The following is a 13103-nucleotide window of genomic DNA, read 5'->3' as shown; positions in this document are numbered from 1 at the left end:
CCCATGGCAGATAATCATTACGACGCCATCGTTGTTGGCTCGGGAATCAGTGGCGGTTGGGCGGCGAAGGAACTGACCGAAAAAGGTCTGAAGGTCCTGATGCTGGAACGCGGGCGCAACATCGAGCACGTGAAGGACTACGTCAATGCGATGAAGGAGCCCTGGGACTTTCCGCACCGCAACCGGCCTACCCAGGCGATGAAGGCCGCCTTTCCGGTCCTGATGCGCGACTACGGCCTGGCGGAGAACCTGGAGGGCATGTGGGCCGATGAACAGGACTCGCCCTACATCGAGACCAAGCGCTTCGACTGGTTCCGCGGCTACCACGTCGGTGGCCGTTCGCTGATGTGGGGGCGGCAGAGCTACCGCTTCTCCGATCTGGATTTCGAAGCGAACCTCAAGGACGGCATCGCCACCGACTGGCCGATCCGCTATGCCGACATCGCGCCCTGGTACGACTACGTGGAGAAGTTCGCCGGCATCGCCGGCACGCGTGAAGGGCTGGACGTGCTGCCCGATGGCGAGTTCCTGCCGCCGATCCCGCTGAACATCGTCGAGAAGGACGTGGCTGCACGGATCAGGAAGGCCTTTGGTGGCACGCGCCACATGATCCATTCGCGCACTGCCAACATCACCAAGCCGATGCCCGAGCAGGGCCGGGTGAACTGCCAGTACCGCAACAAGTGCATCCTCGGCTGCCCGTTCGGTGCGTACTTCTCGACCCAGGCGGCCACGCTGCCGGCGGCGATGAAGACCGGCAACCTGACCCTGCGGCCGTTCTCGATCGTCAAGGAAGTGCTCTACGACAAGGACCGCAGGCGTGCGCGCGGGGTGGAAGTCCTCGACGCCGAGACCGGCCAGACCTACCAGTACACGGCCAAGGTCATCTTCCTCAATGCGTCGTCGTTCAATTCGACCTGGCTGCTGATGAACTCGGCCACCGATGTCTGGGAAGGTGGGCTGGGCTCGTCGTCCGGCGAACTCGGGCACAACGTGATGGACCATCACTTCGGTGCGGGCGCATCGGGGCGCGTGGAAGGCTACGACGACAAGTACTACTTCGGTCGCCGTCCCTGCGGCTTCTATGTTCCGCGCTTCCGCAACGTGGCCGCCGACAAGCGTGGCTACCTGCGCGGCTTCGGCTACCAGGGCGGTGCCAGCCGAAACGGCTGGTCGCGCGAGATCGCCGAGCTGAACATCGGTGCCGATCTGAAGGAGGCCCTGAGCCTGCCCGGTGACTGGCGGATCGGCATGACCGGTTTCGGCGAAATGCTGCCACACCACGACAACACCATCCGCCTGGACCACGCGCGCAGGGACAAGTGGGGACTGCCGGTGCTGGCCATGGACGTGGCCATGCGCGAGAACGAGAAGGCGATGCGCAAGGACATGGCGGCCGATGCGGCCGAGATGCTGGAGGCCGCCGGTGTCAAAGACGTGGAGATGCACGACAACGACTACGCGCCGGGCAAGGGCATCCATGAAATGGGCACCGCGCGCATGGGTCGTGACCGGAAGACCTCGGTCCTCAACGCCAACAACCAGGTCTGGGATGCGCCCAATGTCTATGTCACCGACGGTGCCTGCATGACCTCCAGTGCCTGCGTGAATCCTTCGCTGACCTACATGGCGCTGACCGCGCGCGCGGCCGACCACGCCGTGCGCGAACTGAAAGCGGGGAACCTGTGATGGACCGCCGTGAACTGCTGAAGATGATTGTCGCCGCCACCGGTGCGGCGATGGTCGGCCTGCCTGCGCTGTCCAGTGCCAGTGCCCCCACTGCGGGTGCTGCCTTCTCCGCTGCGCAGATCGCCACGCTGGATGAGATTGCCGAAACCATCCTGCCGCGCACGCGCACACCGGGCGCGAAAGACGCGGCGACGGGCGCTTTCATGGCGCAGTTCGTCAGCGACTGCTACACCGCCCAGCAGCAGGCGACGTTCCGTGCAGGCCTGGCGGACATCGACAAACGTGCCGGCGGCCGATTCGTTGCGCTGACGCCGGAAGCGCGGACCCAGCTGCTGCGTACGCTGGACGCGGAGGCCCGCAGGCGTGCGGTGGAGGTGAGCGAGACCGGCACCGCTGAGGCCGACAAGGCGAAGCTGCATCCATTCACGATGATCAAGCAGTTGGCCATCTTCGGTTTCTTCACCTCGAAGCCGGGCGCGACGGACGTGCTGAAGTACGTCGCCGTGCCTGGCCGCTATGACGGCGACATGGCCTATACGCCCGGCACGCCGGCCTGGGCGACCAGCTGATGGAGTACGACAGGATGATCAGAGCTTTCCTGATGACCGCAGGTGCGCTGGCTGCGGCGCCGGTCTTTGCACAGGCTGCTGCCGGCCCCGATCGCGATCCGGCGAAGACCGAGGTATGGGCGGCCGTAGCCGAGGTGGCCACGCCCGCAGGCGCGGCACCGTCCAATGCCATCGTGCTGTTCGATGGAAAGGACACGTCGGCCTGGGAGGCCGAGCAGGGCGGGCGCGTACCGTGGACCGTGGCTGACGGCGCGATGACCGTGGTTCCCGGCAGCAAGGGCATCCGCACCCGGCAGCGCTTCTGCGACATGCAGCTGCACGTGGAGTGGCGTACGCCCAGCGACATCAAGGGATTCGACGGCCAGAACCGCGGCAACAGCGGCATCTTCCTGCAGGAGCTGTATGAGCTGCAGGTGCTCGACAGTCACGAAAACCCGACCTACGCCAATGGCCAGGCCGGTTCGATCTACAAGCAGGCCATGCCACTGGTGAATGCCTCGCGTGCGCCGGGTCAGTGGCAGGCCTACGACATCATCTGGAAGGCGCCGCGTTTCTCGGCCGGTGGCGGGCTGGCCTCGCCGGCGCGCATCACCGTGCTGCACAACGGTGTGCTGGTGCAGAACGACACCGTGCTGGCGGGCAGGACCGAGTACATCGGCGCGCCGTCGTACTCGCCGCATGGTTGCGCGCCGCTGTACCTGCAGGAGCACGCCTCCAGGGTCAGCTACCGCAACATCTGGGTGCGCGAGCTGTAACGCGCGCCTACTTCGCCAGGAAGCTGGCGAGGTCATCGATCTCCTGCGCGGACAGCTGGGAGAAGGGCGGCATCAGGCCGCCGCCCTTGCTGATCTTTTCCTTGATCTGCGCAGGCGGCAGGCGTTTGCCGATGTCGGTTAGCGCGGGGAATGTGCCGGGCATGCCGGCACGATCGGCACCGTGGCAGGCCACGCAGTTCGTCGCGTACAGCTTGGCGCCGGCAGCAGGGTCTTCCTTGGACCACGCCGGCAGCGCATGGGTTGCCGCGCACAAGGTCAGGGCCAGGGTCAGGACAGTTTTCAAACGAAGCTCCTTGGCCGGCTAGCGCGATGCGCGGGCGGGCAGGCTGACGGTCAGGTGTTCACGCAGGTAGTCGGCGCCGGTCTGGATCACCTTGGCCGGGTCACGCGGCTGGTCGTGCTCGACGATGTACCACGTCACGCCCGCACGGGCGGCAGCCGGCAGGATCGCGTTCCAGTCGAGTACGCCCTGGCCGACGGCGGCGAATCCGCCTTCGTCTTCGGCCTGGCCTTTGGGCGCGTTGTCCTTGGCATGCACTGCGAACAGGCGGCCGCGGAACTTGCCCAGCATCACCACCGGGTCGTGGCCGGAGCGCGCCACCCAGGCCAGGTCCAGCTCGGTCTGCAGGTTCGGGCCGGCGGCTTCGAACAGCAGCTCCAGGCCGGTACGGCCATTGAAGTCGACCAGCTCGAAATCGTGGTTGTGGTAGGCCAGGCGCATGCCCTTGGCGCGCACGCGTTCGGAGATGCGGCCCAGTTCCTTGCCCAGCGCTGCCCAGCCGGCGGCATCGCTCGGCCGGTCCTTGCTGTCCAGGTAGGGCACCACCAGCGTGGTGTTGCCGATGGCACGGTTGAAGGCCACCACCTTGTCGAGGTCATTGCGCAGGTCGGCCAGTGCCGTGTGCGAGGAAATCGCCTTGATCCCGTACTTGTCGAGCAACTGCTTGAGTTCGGCCGCGCTGACGTTCTGCGTGCCGACCGTTTCCACCGCATGCACGCCTGCGTCGTGGACGATCTTCAGCTGCTGGTCGAGCGTGCCGGCGTTGCGCAGCGTGTACATCTGCACCGCGATGGGCTTTCCAGGGCTGCCGGTTTCCGCGGCGAAGGCGGGCAGGGCGGCGAGCAGCAGTGCGAGGGTGGCGATCCTGCGTGTTGGAGCCTTCATCCGTAGATCCTCCCGGGGTTCATTCGAGGGTGGTCCAGGCGCGCGACCTGGCCGATGCGATGACGCGGTCGACGATCCGCGCCGAGCGCGCGCCGTCTTCGAAGGTAGGCAGGCCCTGCGGCGTCTCGCCGTCGATGGCGCGATAGGTGTCGGCGACGAAGGCCTCGAAGCACTGCGCGTAACCCTGCGCATGGCCTGGCGGCAATGTAGACAGACGACGCTGCTCGGCGCTGCCGGCGCCGGGGCCACGCACGAAGGATTCCTCGCGCTGGTCGGGCCGACCGATCCACAGCCGCTCGGGATCTTCCTGGTTGAACGCCACGCTGGCCTTGGCGCCATCGATCTCGAACCAGAGGCGGTTGTGGCGCCCGGCCGAGACCTGGCTGACGGTCAGCGATGCCAATGTGCCTGCGCCGGTGCGGAACATCGCCATGGCCACGTCCTCACTGGACACCGCCTGCGTCGCGCCGCCTGCCGCAGGTGCGCTGAAGCTCTGCGCACCCTCGGCGCTGCGCTCGGCGATCACCGTGGCGAAGGCCGCGCTGACCTCGGCGAAGCGCTCGCCGCTGACCCATTCCACCAGGTCGCACCAGTGCGAGCCGATGTCGGCGAACACGCGCGAGGTGCCGCCCAGCACCGGGTCGACGCGCCAGTTGTTGCTGGCCGGGTCGAGCAGCCAATCCTGCAGGTAGCTGCCGTGGATGAGGTGCAGGGGCCCGAGGTCGCCGGCGGCGATGCGTGCGCGGGCCTCGCGGACCACCGGGTGGTAGCGGTAGACGAAGGGCACCGTGGCGACCAGGCCGCTGGATGCAGCCAGCGACGCCAGCGCCTGCGCATCGTCGAGGGTCGTGGCCAGCGGCTTTTCGCAGATCACGTGCTTGCCGGCTTCCAGTGCGGCCTGCGCCATCGGCCGGTGCAGGTGGTTGGGCGTGCAGATGTGCACGACCTGGACCTGCGGATCGGCGATCAGCGCTTCGATATCGGGGTAGGCGTGCGGCACATTCCACGCCCGCGCCACCTCCTGCGCGCGCTGCGGAGAGGACGCGGCCACGCCGCGTACTTCGGCACCGGCGAGCACGGCGGCGCGGCGGTGCACCGCGGCGATCATCCCCGTGCCGACAATGGCGATTCCAAGCTTTGGCATCGGCGTTGTTCTCAGCGTGTGGTGGCTGCGGCGGCAGCGGCGGGGCGGTCGCGGAACAGCAGCAGGAAGGCGACCAGCACGACCAGTGCAACGCCGGCCGGGAACAGCCAGATCTGCTGCCAGTCCGGGCCCGCGGCCGTGGTGTAGTGCTCCACCACCGCGCCGGACAGGAAGGTGCCGATCAGCATGCCCACGCCGTAGGTGGCCAGGGTGATGAAGCCCTGCGCGCTGCTGCGTGCTTCAGGACCCGCATGTGCATCGGTGTAGATCTGCCCGGTGACGAAGAAGAAGTCGTAGCAGATGCCGTGAAGGACGATGCCGATCACCAGCAGCGAGAAGCCGCCACCGGCATCACCGAAGGCGAACAGCGCATAGCGCACCACCCACGCGGCCATGCCGACCGCCAGCATGGTTTTCACCCCCAGCCGCACGAACAGGAACGGCATGGCCAGCATCAGCAGCACTTCGGACACCTGGCCCAGCGACTGCAGGCCGGCCGCGCCGCGCACGCCCAGGTCGTTGAGGTAGGGGTTGGTGAAGTTGTAGTAGAACGACAGCGGGATGCAGATGGCGATGGACGCCAGGAAGAACACCAGATAGGCGCGCGACTTCAGCAGGCGCAGCGAATCCAGGCCGAGGATCTGCCCGAGCCCGGCGTCGCGCTGCTTCGCCAGCGGCGGCGTGTGCGGCAGGGTGAAGGCATACAGCCCCAGCAGCAGCGATGCCAACGCGGCCATCCGGAAGGTGAGTTCAAGCCGGTGCGCCTGCTCCCAGCCCAGCCAGCCGATCAGCACGCCGGCGATGATCCAGCCGATGCTGCCGGCCACCCGCACCAGCGGGAACTGCTTCTCGGGCGACTGCATGTGCCGCATCGCCACGCTGTTGGCCAGCGCCAGGGTCGGCATGAACAGCAGCATGTAGCCCATCACGCAGGCGGAGAACATGCTGAAGCTGGTCGCGGTGGACGCCAGCCACATCAGCACCGCCCCGGCCAGGTGCAGTACTGCAAGGATGCGTTGCGCGGCGAAGTAGCGGTCGGCAATCAGGCCGACCAGGAAGGGCGCGACGATCGCACCGATGGACTGGCTGAGGAAGGCGGTGGCCACCTGGCTGGCGCTGGCCCGCAGCGGGCCCTGCACCAGGTAGGTGCCGAGGGTGACGAACCACGCCCCCCAGATGAAGAACTGCAGAAACATCATCGCGCCCAAGCGCGACATGGCGTGCGTCATGGCTTGCCCTCCCGGGGCGGTGTCAACTCAGATGCCCAGCATGCGGTGCAGTGATGCGGCGTCGGTGCCGCTGTCGGCGAAGTCGTCGAAGGCGCGCTCGGTCACCCGGATGATGTGGTCGCGGATGAAGGCGGCGCCCTCCCGTGCGCCGTCCTCGGGGTGCTTGAGGCAGCACTCCCACTCCAGCACCGCCCAGCCGGGGAAGTCGTACTGCGCGAACTTCGAAAAGATCGCCTTGAAGTCGACCTGCCCATCACCGAGCGAACGGAAGCGGCCCGGACGGTCGATCCAGTCCTGGTAGCCGCCATAGACGCCGCTGCGGGCACTGGCGTGGTACTCCGCGTCCTTGACGTGGAAGATGCCGATGCGCGGGTGGTAGCGGTCGATGAAGCCGAGGTAGTCCATCTGCTGCAGCAGCAGGTGGCTGGGGTCGTAGAGGATCTTCGCGCGCGGATGCTGGTCGACCACTTCAAGGAAGCGTTCGAAGGTCGCGCCGTCGTGCAGGTCCTCGCCCGGGTGGATCTCGAAGCACAGGTCGACGCCGCAGGCATCGAAGGCATCGAGGATCGGGTGCCAGCGGCGGCCCAGTTCGGCGAACGCTTCTTCCACCAGGCCCGGCGGGCGTTGTGGCCAGGGATACAGGTACGGCCAGGCCAGCGCGCCGGAGAACGTGGCATGTGCGGTGAGCCCCAGGCGCTGGCTGGCCTGTGCTGCCAGCATCAGCTGATCCACCGCCCAGGCCTGGCGGGCGGCAGGCCTGCCACGCGCGTCTGCCGGGGCAAATCCGTCAAACAGGCTGTCGTAGGCGGGGTGGACCGCGACCAGCTGGCCCTGCAGGTGGGTCGACAGTTCGGTGATCTGCACGCCGTGCCCGGCCAGCATTCCAGCCACGTCGTCGCAGTAGGTCTGGCTGCGCGCCGCCTCGGCCAGATCGAACAGGTGGGGCGCGGTGGTGGGGACTTGTAGGCCAGAATAGCCCAGACCCGCAGCCCATCCGGCCAGCGTGTCCAGTCGATCAAAAGGAGCTTTGTCGCCGATGAACTGCGCCAGGAACAGCGCTGGACCCTTGAGCGTCTTCAAGGTGATTCACCCCGCATGCAATCGATTGCATTACCCTAGCATGGGCCTCCCGCAGACCCGTTGTGCAGTGCACAGCGCACAGAAGAGCTGAGAACATGGCAACCATCTACGACATCGCCAGGCACGTGGGCGTCTCCGCCGGCACGGTGTCGCGGGCCTTGTCACGGCCGGACAAAGTGCTGCCGGCCACGCGCGCGCGTATCGAGGAGGCGGCCGCCACGCTGGGCTATGTGCCCAACACGGTGGCCAGAACGCTGAAGACCCAGCGCAGTGGCAAGATCCTCGTTACGGTGCCGGACATCGCCAACCCGTTCTTCGCGCAGATCCTGCAGGGCGCCGAAGATGCGGCGCAGACGGCGGGCTACGCGGTGCTGCTGGGCGACACCCAGCACCAGCCCGACCGTGAGGAGCGCTACGCGCAGATGCTCCGGCGCAACGAGGCCGATGGCCTGATCGTGCTGGGGCATCGGCTGCCGCCCACCGCGCGGGAGATCGTGCGGGCGCAGGGAGCGGCTGCGCCGGTGGTCAACGGCTGCGAGTTCGATCCCGCGCTGGGCATTCCCAGCGTGCACATCGACAACGCGGCGGCCGCACGCGCGGTGATGGAGCATCTGTATGGGCTCGGCCACGAGCGCATCGCCGTGGTCGGCGGGCCGCCGGACAATCCGCTGCACCAGCAACGGCTGGAAGGGGTGCGCAGTGTGGGCAAGGCACGCGGCCGGCTGCGCAGCCTGCGCGTCGTGCCGGGTGATTTTTCGCTGGAATCGGGCCACGCTGCCGCAACGGCGCTGCTGGCCGGTCCGCAGCCACCGACCGCGGTGTTCTGCTTCAGCGACCAGATGGCACTGGGTGCGCTGGCGGCCTGCCGCGATCTGGGCATCCGCGTGCCGGACCAGTTGTCGATTGTCGGCTTCGATGATCTCGCCTCGTCCCGCTTCCTGACACCGCCGCTGACCACCATCCGCCAGCCGATGCGCGACATCGGTGCCCGCGCGGTCAACCTGCTGCTGGCCATCATCGAGCGGGTGGATGTACCGCTGCAGCGGACGCTGGATTTCAGCCTGATGCTGCGCGGATCCACAGCGGCGCCCAATGAAACGGCAGCGCCGGGCCATGCCCGGCGGCTCAGCCCGCCGTAGCCACACCCGCACCCGCCCAGTCCGCCAGCTCCGGCGCCAGCGCATGTTCCACTGCACGCCGCAGCAGGGCCGGGGCGATGTAATGGCGGTGTACGGCATCAATCAGCGCCATGTACACACGGCCGAACCGGTTATGCGTCTGCACGCGCGAGCCCAGGCTGATCTGCACGGTGCCGTCGTCGTTGAGCTGCACGCGTACGCTGCTGCGGAAGCGCAGGTGGCGGTCATCCGCACCGAGCAGCACTTCCGCACTGCGGTCATCGTCATCCACGCGCGCGTCCAGCACCGGGAAGCGGCTGGCGAACAGGCGGCTGCGGTCGGTGGACAGCAGCGACGATACCGGGCAGCCCAGCGGCGAGGTACGCAGGCGCAGCGGCGCGACCAGGCGATTGCGCAGTGCCATCAAGCGGCCGACGCCGCCGGGTGGATTGCGCAGGAACCCTTCCAGCACCCCGGCCAGCAGCGCAGAGGCCGAGCGCTGCGTGCAGTGCCCGCTGCGCAGGGTCAGCACGGTCAGGTCCTGGTAGTGGCTGTGTGCCAGCGCACCGGCCAGCAGCCCCTGCGGGTCAGGGTGGCCACTGTGCACCGGGTAGCGCGGGGTGCTGCGTTCGACGAACCCCTGCAACGGGCGCAGATTGATCTGCCGCAGCGGGCCCAGCAGTGAACGGGTCTGCGCGCACAGGCGCGCGCGCAGACTGGGCGGCGCGGCCTGCAGTGACAGCTGCAGCAGGGGCGCGGTAGCCAGCATGGCCGCGCTCGGCCAATGCGCTGGCGGCAGCACGTCGGTCAGGCTGGGGATATCGGCGCGGTTGGCCTGCACCTGCGCACGCGTGGTCTCGCTCATGGCCCCGGCCAGTTCATTGCTGTGGCACGACAGCGCGAACAGGGCAGGGTGGGCGGCATGGTTGGAGGCAAACTGGTGCCAGGTGCCACCGCCGAAGCGCACGGTGAACAGGCAGTCCGGCGGAATGCGGATGCGCCGCAGGCTGCGCAGGAAAGCCGCCGGGTCGTTGGCCAGCTGCGCGTCGGCGACGGTGGCGAAGCGCAGTTCGGCCCCCGCGCTGCCGGCGATGGCGGTGAACATGCGCGGGCCGGCATGGCGATGGAACGGGTGGCCACCGCCGGCGACCACGAAGCTGTACAACGAGGACGCATCGCCGTGCTGCAGGTGCATCCCGCCCAGGCGCGCGGAGGGTTCATCGAGCGCATCGATGAAGGCCGGGTGGTGGCGCTGTCGTTCCCCCGCGTCCTTCACCAGTGCATCGCCGGCGCCGATGCCGAGCTGGGCGATGAGGGTGACTTCAATGGGGCCGATGCCATCCTGGGCAGGCAGCTGGATACCTGGAAACGAACGGTGGTTGCGGGTCGTACCAGGCATCGTCGTGCTCCTTGTCAGCGGGCAGGGGATTTGCGGCGGGCGCGGGCTTCGCGCTTGAGCGGGCCACCGACCGGACACACTTCGGCCGCCCAGGAGAACAGCGTGTTGGCCAGGCGCTCGGGGACCTGGCGGAAGTACACGAACTGGCCGCGCTTCTCGCGCTCGATGAGGCCGGCGTCCTCGAGGATGCGCAGGTGGCTGGACAGCGCAGGCTTGCTGAAGTCGAAACGCTCGGCCAGTTCGCCCGCGCTCAACTCACCGGCACTGAGGTAGGCCAGGATCTGCCGGCGGGCGCCGGAGGCGAGGGCTTCGAAGATGCGGTCCATGGGTTGATAGTTAACTAATTCGTTAATTGATGATCCGGCGAGGCCGGGCGCGTGTCAAGCCGTCCTGCCCGGAGACGGCGATTCATCCAATCGTTCTCGATGTGGTATATCGTTTATCGATAAATCCATCCCGGGCGGCGAGGCTGCCCCACACCGGAGGCTGCTTGACCGCTCGTCCCGCCCGCGCCGAACCCGCGCGAGGCTTGTTCACCCTGGCCCAGACCGCCGTGCAGGCCGTGCGGGCAATGTGCTGGCTGGGCATCCTGGCCGCGCTGCTGGCCGTTCCCCTGGTGGCCTACGACCGTCGCTGGCTGCTGGACAGCGTGCATGACACGCACGCCGCGGCCGTCCACGGCAGCGATCTGTTCCTGCATTTCTGCATCGGCTTGGGCAGCATCGTTGCCTTGCTGGTGCTGTGCCTGGTGTTCCTGCGGCACCTGTCGCGCCTGCTGCGCTCGGCCGCCGGCGCGCGCCCGTTCACCCATGCCAATGCGCAGCGCCTGCAGCGCATGGCCTGGCTGATGCTGGCGATGGAAGTGCTGTCGATCATCATCGGCGTGTACGCCTCCTGGATGGGCCCGGACTTCGCCTGGATGGAAGTCGGTGGCGGCATGTCCATCACCGGCCTGATCGCGGTGCTGATGCTGTTCGTGCTGGCGCGCGTGTTCGCCGTCGGTGCGGCCATGCGTGATGACCTCGACGGTGTCATCTGATGGCGATCGTCATCACCCTGGACCGCATGCTGCAGGAACGGGGCATGACCCTGTCCGAACTGGCCGGGCGCATCGACATCACCCTGGCCAATCTGTCCATCCTCAAGACCGGCAAGGCACGCGCCATCCGCTTCTCGACGCTGGATGCGATCTGCCGCGAGCTGCAGTGCACGCCGGGTGACCTGCTCGGACACGACCCGCTGCAGGCGCACGACGACAACTGAAACACCCCTCTCTCCCTTACCTCATGAAGAAACGGAACCGAAATGGAATGGTTGGCTGACCCCTCGATCTGGATGGGCCTTGCGACCCTGATCGTGCTTGAGATCGTGCTCGGCATCGACAACCTGGTGTTCATCGCGATCCTGGCCGACAAGCTGCCGCCGCACCAGCGTGACCGCGCGCGGGTGATCGGCCTGGGCCTGGCCCTGCTGATGCGCCTGGTGCTGCTGGCCGCGCTGGCGTGGATCATGAAACTGACCGAGCCGCTGCTGACGCTGTTCGATCACAGCTTCTCCGGGCGCGACCTGATCCTGCTGGGCGGCGGCCTGTTCCTGCTGTTCAAGGGCACCATGGAACTGCACGAGCGCCTGGAAGGCCGCCAGCACGAGGACAACGGCAAGAAGGTCTATGCCAGCTTCGCGATGGTGGTGGCGCAGATCGTGGTGCTCGACGCGGTGTTCTCGCTGGACTCGGTGATCACCGCCGTCGGCATGGTCGACAACCTGGGCGTGATGTATGCCGCGGTGACCATCGCCATGGTGCTGATGCTGCTGGCCAGCAAGCCGCTGACCCGCTTCGTCAACAAGCATCCCACCGTGGTCGTGCTGTGCCTGGGCTTCCTGCTGATGATCGGCTTCAGCCTGGTGGCCGAAGGCCTGGGCTACAAGATTCCGAAGGGCTATCTGTACGCGGCCATCGCCTTCTCGATCCTGGTGGAAGCCTTCAACCAATGGGTGCGCTTCAACCGCGAGCGCAACGAGCGCCGCCAGCCGTTCCGCCAGCGCACCGCCGATGCAGTGCTGCGCATGCTGGGTGCACGCCCGGCCAACGGCCACGATGACGCCGGCGAAGAGGAGCACGGTGATGCGGAGGAGCGCCTGCAGCCGGCCGAGCACGAGATGATCCGCAGCGTGCTGGGCCTGGCCGACCGGCCGGTGTCGAGCGTGATGACGGTGCGTGCCGACGTGCAGTGGATCGACCTGGCGCGTGGCCAGGACGACGTGGTGGCGCGCCTGGTGGCGTCGCCGCATACGCGGCTGCTGGTGGGCGAGGGCGACCTGGACAGCCTGCGCGGCGTGGTGCAGAGCCGCGACCTGCTGGCCGACCTGCTGCAGGGCCGGCCGCTGCAGCTGGAGGGCAACCTGCGCGCACCGCAGTACGTGCTGTCCAGCGCCAGCGCATTGCAGGCATTGGAACTGATCCGCCAGCACCCGGTGCCGCTGGCGGTGGCCGTGGACGAGTACGGCAGCGTGGAAGGCCTGGTGACCGCCAACGACCTGCTGGCGGCGATCGCCGGCGACCTGGCCGATACCCAGGACGAGCGCTACGGCGTGGTGGCGCAGGGCGAGGACCAGTGGGAAGCCGACGGCGCACTGACCCTGGACGACCTGCAGCGCCTGGCGGGCGTGTCTCTGCCGCGCAGCAGCGATTACATGACCATTTCCGGCCTGGTGCTGGACCAGCTGGGGCGCCTGCCTGACGAGGGCGATGCCGTGGACGTGGCCGACGTGCGCATCACCGTGCTGGCCATGGAGAAGCGCCGCATTGCCCGCCTGCGCCTGCAGCGGCTGACGCAGCCGTAACGCGCGGCGCATTTTTTGTAGAGTCGAGCCATGCTCGACTGCCGTACGCAGAAGCAGTCAAGCAACGCTCGACTCTACCCATTGCAACCT

General features: G+C 67.5%; 14 protein-coding genes. 7 read left to right on the top strand and 7 right to left on the bottom strand.

Annotation, left to right across the window (positions count from 1 at the left end; translation table 11 throughout):
* The first annotated feature begins 3 nt into the window (after positions 1–3).
* Genes VER16_RS14020 through VER16_RS14010 form a run of 3 tightly spaced genes read left to right on the top strand, consistent with a single transcriptional unit; the run spans position 4 to position 3013 of the window.
* Complete coding sequence (locus VER16_RS14020; protein ID WP_324809138.1) at positions 4–1689, top strand: GMC family oxidoreductase; 1686 nt, start codon at positions 4–6, stop codon at positions 1687–1689.
* Entirely contained in the window at positions 1689–2258 is a 570-nt protein-coding gene (locus VER16_RS14015) for a gluconate 2-dehydrogenase subunit 3 family protein (RefSeq protein WP_324809137.1), read from the top strand. The genes VER16_RS14020 and VER16_RS14015 overlap by 1 nt, the downstream gene beginning before the upstream one ends.
* A complete protein-coding gene (locus tag VER16_RS14010) occupies positions 2258–3013 on the top strand; it encodes a 3-keto-disaccharide hydrolase (protein ID WP_414716052.1) in 756 nt (251 codons plus the stop codon). Before VER16_RS14015 ends, VER16_RS14010 begins: the two co-directional genes overlap by 1 nt.
* Positions 3014–3020: 7 nt before the next feature.
* On the opposite strand, the gene VER16_RS14005 is transcribed toward VER16_RS14010, so the two are convergent.
* From VER16_RS14005 to VER16_RS13985, 5 genes are read right to left on the bottom strand one after another with little or no spacing between them, the layout of a single operon-like run.
* Complete coding sequence (locus tag VER16_RS14005; RefSeq protein ID WP_324809133.1) at positions 3021–3317, bottom strand: cytochrome c; 297 nt, start codon at positions 3315–3317, stop codon at positions 3021–3023.
* Between the two features lie 18 nt (positions 3318–3335).
* Positions 3336–4199, bottom strand: coding sequence for a sugar phosphate isomerase/epimerase (locus VER16_RS14000; RefSeq protein ID WP_324809131.1), 864 nt, complete (start codon positions 4197–4199; stop codon positions 3336–3338).
* A 19-nt stretch (positions 4200–4218) separates the two neighbouring features.
* Positions 4219–5343: a Gfo/Idh/MocA family oxidoreductase gene (locus tag VER16_RS13995; RefSeq protein WP_324809129.1), complete on the bottom strand. Its 1125-nt coding sequence runs from the start codon at positions 5341–5343 to the stop codon at positions 4219–4221.
* 11 nt (positions 5344–5354) lie between these two features.
* Positions 5355–6572: a nucleoside permease gene (locus VER16_RS13990; RefSeq protein WP_324809127.1), complete on the bottom strand. Its 1218-nt coding sequence runs from the start codon at positions 6570–6572 to the stop codon at positions 5355–5357.
* Positions 6573–6599: 27 nt separating this feature from the next.
* Positions 6600–7652, bottom strand: a complete 1053-nt coding sequence (locus VER16_RS13985; protein ID WP_324809124.1) for a sugar phosphate isomerase/epimerase family protein — start codon at positions 7650–7652, stop codon at positions 6600–6602.
* A 95-nt stretch (positions 7653–7747) separates the two neighbouring features.
* Here VER16_RS13985 and VER16_RS13980 point away from each other — a divergent pair, with 95 nt between their 5' ends.
* The gene (locus VER16_RS13980; RefSeq protein ID WP_324809122.1) at positions 7748–8791 is read left to right on the top strand and encodes a LacI family DNA-binding transcriptional regulator; all 1044 of its coding nucleotides are present in this window, start codon (positions 7748–7750) and stop codon (positions 8789–8791) included.
* On the opposite strand, the gene VER16_RS13975 is transcribed toward VER16_RS13980, so the two are convergent.
* Both VER16_RS13975 and VER16_RS13970 read right to left on the bottom strand, forming a co-directional pair.
* Positions 8778–10169 (bottom strand): DUF2867 domain-containing protein, encoded by a 1392-nt coding sequence (locus VER16_RS13975; protein WP_324809120.1) that lies wholly within the window; start codon positions 10167–10169, stop codon positions 8778–8780. The genes VER16_RS13980 and VER16_RS13975 overlap by 14 nt on opposite strands.
* Before the next feature lie 14 nt (positions 10170–10183).
* Positions 10184–10495, bottom strand: coding sequence for a metalloregulator ArsR/SmtB family transcription factor (locus VER16_RS13970; RefSeq protein ID WP_108748880.1), 312 nt, complete (start codon positions 10493–10495; stop codon positions 10184–10186).
* Between the two features lie 245 nt (positions 10496–10740).
* Between VER16_RS13970 and VER16_RS13965 the strand changes: the two genes are divergently transcribed.
* Genes VER16_RS13965 through VER16_RS13955 form a run of 3 tightly spaced genes read left to right on the top strand, consistent with a single transcriptional unit; the run spans position 10741 to position 13013 of the window.
* Positions 10741–11208: a DUF2975 domain-containing protein gene (locus tag VER16_RS13965; protein WP_324809583.1), complete on the top strand. Its 468-nt coding sequence runs from the start codon at positions 10741–10743 to the stop codon at positions 11206–11208.
* Positions 11208–11432: a helix-turn-helix transcriptional regulator gene (locus tag VER16_RS13960; RefSeq protein ID WP_324809117.1), complete on the top strand. Its 225-nt coding sequence runs from the start codon at positions 11208–11210 to the stop codon at positions 11430–11432. Before VER16_RS13965 ends, VER16_RS13960 begins: the two co-directional genes overlap by 1 nt.
* A gap of 42 nt (positions 11433–11474) precedes the next feature.
* Entirely contained in the window at positions 11475–13013 is a 1539-nt protein-coding gene (locus VER16_RS13955; RefSeq protein ID WP_324809115.1) for a TerC family protein, read from the top strand.
* Positions 13014–13103 lie beyond the last annotated feature (90 nt).

The sequence above is a fragment of the Stenotrophomonas sp. genome, assembly GCF_035634915.1.
Lineage (GTDB): Bacteria > Pseudomonadota > Gammaproteobacteria > Xanthomonadales > Xanthomonadaceae > Stenotrophomonas.
This window is presented reverse-complemented; position numbering and strand designations above follow the sequence as displayed.

Bases quoted from the DNA above. Each gene is read 5' to 3' on its own strand.
- VER16_RS14020 (WP_324809138.1), top strand. From the start codon at position 4: ATGGCAGATAATCATTACGACGCCATCGTTGTTGGCTCGGGAATCAGT.
- VER16_RS14015 (WP_324809137.1), top strand. From the start codon at position 1,689: ATGGACCGCCGTGAACTGCTGAAGATGATTGTCGCCGCCACCGGTGCG.
- VER16_RS14010 (WP_414716052.1), top strand. From the start codon at position 2,258: ATGGAGTACGACAGGATGATCAGAGCTTTCCTGATGACCGCAGGTGCG.
- VER16_RS14000 (WP_324809131.1), bottom strand. From the start codon at position 4,199: ATGAAGGCTCCAACACGCAGGATCGCCACCCTCGCACTGCTGCTCGCC.
- VER16_RS13995 (WP_324809129.1), bottom strand. From the start codon at position 5,343: ATGCCAAAGCTTGGAATCGCCATTGTCGGCACGGGGATGATCGCCGCG.
- VER16_RS13990 (WP_324809127.1), bottom strand. From the start codon at position 6,572: ATGACGCACGCCATGTCGCGCTTGGGCGCGATGATGTTTCTGCAGTTC.
- VER16_RS13980 (WP_324809122.1), top strand. From the start codon at position 7,748: ATGGCAACCATCTACGACATCGCCAGGCACGTGGGCGTCTCCGCCGGC.
- VER16_RS13975 (WP_324809120.1), bottom strand. From the start codon at position 10,169: ATGCCTGGTACGACCCGCAACCACCGTTCGTTTCCAGGTATCCAGCTG.
- VER16_RS13970 (WP_108748880.1), bottom strand. From the start codon at position 10,495: ATGGACCGCATCTTCGAAGCCCTCGCCTCCGGCGCCCGCCGGCAGATC.
- VER16_RS13965 (WP_324809583.1), top strand. From the start codon at position 10,741: ATGTGCTGGCTGGGCATCCTGGCCGCGCTGCTGGCCGTTCCCCTGGTG.
- VER16_RS13960 (WP_324809117.1), top strand. From the start codon at position 11,208: ATGGCGATCGTCATCACCCTGGACCGCATGCTGCAGGAACGGGGCATG.
- VER16_RS13955 (WP_324809115.1), top strand. From the start codon at position 11,475: ATGGAATGGTTGGCTGACCCCTCGATCTGGATGGGCCTTGCGACCCTG.